This window comes from Corynebacterium sp. HMSC074H12 (assembly GCF_001813755.1).
In the GTDB taxonomy this organism is placed as follows: Bacteria; Actinomycetota; Actinomycetes; order Mycobacteriales; family Mycobacteriaceae; genus Corynebacterium; species Corynebacterium hiratae.
This window is the reverse complement of record NZ_KV813922.1, coordinates 1-242: the sequence shown is the minus strand read 5'-3', so window position 1 is coordinate 242 and position 242 is coordinate 1. Positions and strand designations below refer to the sequence as shown.

Below are 242 nucleotides of genomic sequence, written 5' to 3'. Positions count from 1 at the left end.
AGGACGATCCGTCTGAGACTCCGGAGGTCATCAAGCCGACCATTGATCCGGCTAAGGACGGTGACAAGGAGATCACTGGTACCGCTAAGCCTGGTACCGATATCACCGTTACTGTCACGGACAAGGACGGCAAGAAGACCGAGAAGACTGTCAAGGTTGGCGATGACGGTAAGTGGAAGGTCGTTGTTGACAAGGAGCTGAAGACTGGCGACAAGATTGTTGCCAAGGATAAGGACGGCAAC

Annotated in this window: 1 protein-coding gene; it reads left to right on the top strand. The window is 53.7% G+C overall.

What is annotated here, in order from left to right:
- The coding region (locus HMPREF2932_RS13575; protein ID WP_168166989.1) for an Ig-like domain-containing protein at nucleotides 1-242 on the top strand (242 nt) is incomplete at both ends.